Source organism: Nonomuraea sp. NPDC050691, assembly GCF_040654455.1.
GTDB lineage: Bacteria > Actinomycetota > Actinomycetes > Streptosporangiales > Streptosporangiaceae > Nonomuraea.
The window spans coordinates 1-3,047 of record NZ_JBFAIA010000335.1; the positions used below are offsets into that span (position 1 = coordinate 1).

General features: G+C 73.8%; 3 protein-coding genes. 1 reads left to right on the forward strand and 2 read right to left on the reverse strand.

All coding sequences use genetic code 11. The features are described 5' to 3' along the window. Positions 1-238: 238 nt before the first annotated feature. Entirely contained in the window at positions 239-1,288 is a 1,050-nt protein-coding gene (locus AB0H81_RS44380; RefSeq protein WP_358388432.1) for a hypothetical protein, read from the forward strand. 2 nt (positions 1,289-1,290) lie between these two features. Here AB0H81_RS44380 and AB0H81_RS44385 read toward each other — a convergent pair whose 3' ends face one another. Together AB0H81_RS44385 and AB0H81_RS44390 are read right to left on the reverse strand one after the other, a co-directional pair. Then, positions 1,291-2,205: a pirin family protein gene (locus tag AB0H81_RS44385; protein WP_358388436.1), complete on the reverse strand. Its 915-nt coding sequence runs from the start codon at positions 2,203-2,205 to the stop codon at positions 1,291-1,293. 31 nt (positions 2,206-2,236) lie between these two features. Beyond that, the coding region (locus AB0H81_RS44390) for an MBL fold metallo-hydrolase (protein ID WP_358388438.1) at positions 2,237-3,047 on the reverse strand (811 nt) is incomplete at its 5' end.

Below are 3,047 nucleotides of genomic sequence, written 5' to 3' on the forward strand. Positions count from 1 at the left end.
ACCACGACGATGCCGACGGCGAGCGGCTGGTATGCCCGGAACCGGCCCGAGCGGGCCACACCCCTCCTACGGGCCCCCGCACAACCAGGCCCCGAGCGGCCCCCAGAATCCTCCGTACAACCCGCCCCCGGGCGGCCCGCAAGGCGTGCTCCACAACGCCCCCCTCGCCGGGAGCGGCCCCCGTCCTCCGTACGGCGTCCAGGTGGCGCGCTCCGGTGGGCCGCGCAGGGGGGTCGTCGTGGCGAGCGTCGCCGCGGCCGTGGCGGTGGTGGCGACCATCGCGGTCGTCGCCGTCGCCGTGGTCAAGATGCGCGACGACCCCGGCCCCGCCCCGACCGTGGCCGCCACCACGACGGCCGGCGCGAGCCCGAGCCTGTCCCCGGTGCCCACCACCGGACTGGGCCAGGTCACGCTGCCCGGGACGACCGCCACCCTGGTCGAGTCGCCGGCCGACAGGGTGCGCCTGACCACGTACATGCTGCGCGACCCCAAGACGCAGAGCTGGGTGTACTACGCACGCGACTCCTTATCCGGAAATTTCGTGAAACACCCGGATGTGTGGGAAGCCGTCCTCTCCCCGGACGGCCGCTACCTCGCCACCCGTGGCAAGCAGTACGTCGGCGGCTACGACACGGTGGACATCACCGACAAGGTCACCGGCGAGAAGTTCTCGATCCGGACGTCGCGTCAGCCGCTCAGCGCGTACGTGCAGGCCTGGTCCCGCGACGGCAATCGCCTCCTCCTCAACGTCGGCAACTCCGCCGGCAAGGAGTGGCAGTCGACCGGGTTCGCCGTCGTGGACGTCGCCACCCGCCGGGCGAACGTCGCCTCGCTCAGGGAGGGCTCGCTGCGCGGCGTCCGGTACGGCTTCGACGACCGGGACACCGGCGTGGTCGCGCTGTCCAACACGGCCAAGCAGCAGGCGCTGCGCTTCTTCGACGCCGACGGCACGAGGGTGCGCCGCGTGCCGAACGTGGGCGCGGCCATCGCCGACGCGTTGTTCTCGCCCACGGGCCAGAAGTTCGTCACGAACTGTCCCGGTCTCGTCAGCGGCAACCACTGCGTGTACGACACCGCGACCGGCGCCGAGCTGACGCGCTTCGAGTCGCCCTGCTCGGGCCTGGCCACCTGGTACGACGACGCGCACGTGGTCTGCTGGACGAACCCCGGCGGCGGCCGCTACGAGATCCACGTGATCGACTTCAGGGGCGCCCCGGTGCGGACGCTCCTCACGGTGCCGACCGGCGGCGAGAACATGGACGTCATCTTCTCGCACCCCCGCCGGTGACCTCAGCGGCCGCGGCCCCGGGGCCGCAGCCGCGTGCCGGGCAGGACGGGCGCGGGCAGCGGGGCTCCGTCGAACCCCTCGACGGAGCCGAACCCCTCGCCCTCCATCCACTCCTTGCGGAACGCGACGATCTCGTCGTGGTCGCGGCCCACGAAGTTCCACCACATCACGATCTCCTCGGCGAACGGCTCGCCGCCGATCACCAGGACCCGCCCGTCCCCGTTCAGGGACAAGCTCGTACGGCCGGGCGGCACGTACAGCAGCGGCCCCCGCTCCAGCGGCTCCATCTCGCCGTCGAGCAGCAGCAGCCCGTGCTCGAACGCGGGGTCGAGCGGCAGCTCGGCGGCTCCGGAGACGGCGACCTCGGCGCCGGCCAGCGGCGTGAGGGCCGTCGCCGGCGACGTCGCGCCGGCGAACGACCCCATGATCACCGTCGCCGTGAACCCCGGCCCGGACACCCGCGGCAGCTCCGCGTGGTGCTCGAATCCCGGTTCCATGCCCCGGGCGCCGCCGGGCAGCGCCACCCAGAGCTGCACCCCGTGCAGCAGTTCCTCGCCCGACTCCTCCGAGTGGGAGATGCCGCGCCCGGCCGTCATGAGGTTGAGCTGCCCGGGCCGTACCACCTGGAGGCTGCCCAGGCTGTCGCGGTGCAGCACCTCGCCCGACAGCAGCCAGCTCACGGTCTGCAGGCCGGTGTGCGGGTGCGGCGGCACCCGCATCGCGGCCACCTCGGGCCCGTAGGCGTCGACGAAGCACCACGCGCCGATCATGCGGCGGCGCACGCCGGGCAGCGTCCGGCTCACGCGCATCGCGCGTGGCCCGCCCAGCGGCACCTCCCGCCCGGCGAGCGACTCGGTCGCGCCGCCGTCGGCCGCGCCGCACAGGATCTCGCCGGGGTCGCGTTCCAGGTTGCTCATGCTGCGACTGTACGGCTCTGGCGGTCCCGGATCAGGCGAGGGTCTCCCACCAGCCGTCCACGGCCGGCACCGCGTCGGGGTCCACGGCCTCGCCGGGCCGCGGCACCACGATCGGCACCTCGCGGGCCTTGGCCTCCCGCCACAGCCGCTCCACCGGCTCCGCCCACGGGTGCAGCGCCAGCGTGAACGTCGCCCAGTGCACCGGCAGCAGCACCCGGCCGCCCAGGTCGAGGTGGGCGTTGACCGCCTCCTCCGGGTTCATGTGGATGTCCGGCCAGGCCGGGCTGTAGGCGCCGATCGGCATGAGCGTCAGGTCGAACGGCCCGTGCGCCGAGCCGATGCCGCGGTAGCCCTCGAAGTAGCCGGAGTCGCCCGCGTAGAACACCTTGCGGGTGGGCCCGGCCACCACCCAGGAGCCCCACAGCGTGTCGTTGCGGGTCAGCGTGCGCCCGGAGAAGTGGCGGGCGGCCGTCGCGACGAAGCGCAGCCCGCCGACCTCGGCCTCCTCCTCCCAGTCGAGCTCGATGATCCGGTACGCGGGCACGCCCCAGCGCTCCAGGTGGGCGCCGATGCCCAGCGGCACCAGGAACGGCGCCTTCTGCGTGGCCGTCAGCCCGCGGACCGTCGCCAGGTCGAGGTGGTCGTAGTGGTCGTGCGAGATCGCGATGGCGTCCACCAGCGGCAGGCTCGCGAGCGGCACCGGCACCGGGTGGTGCCGCTTCGGCCCGACGAACTGCGAGGGGGAGGGCCCGGGGCCGGGCTGTTGCGCACGCCGGGTCCCCCCGGGGACCCGCCTCAGGCGGGGGACCACCCGGCGCAGCCGAAGGTCTGGAACGCCTTGT

Coding starts and splice junctions, on each gene's coding strand:
- AB0H81_RS44385 (WP_358388436.1), bottom strand. CDS start 2,205: ATGAGCAACCTGGAACGCGACCCCGGCGAGATCCTGTGCGGCGCGGCC.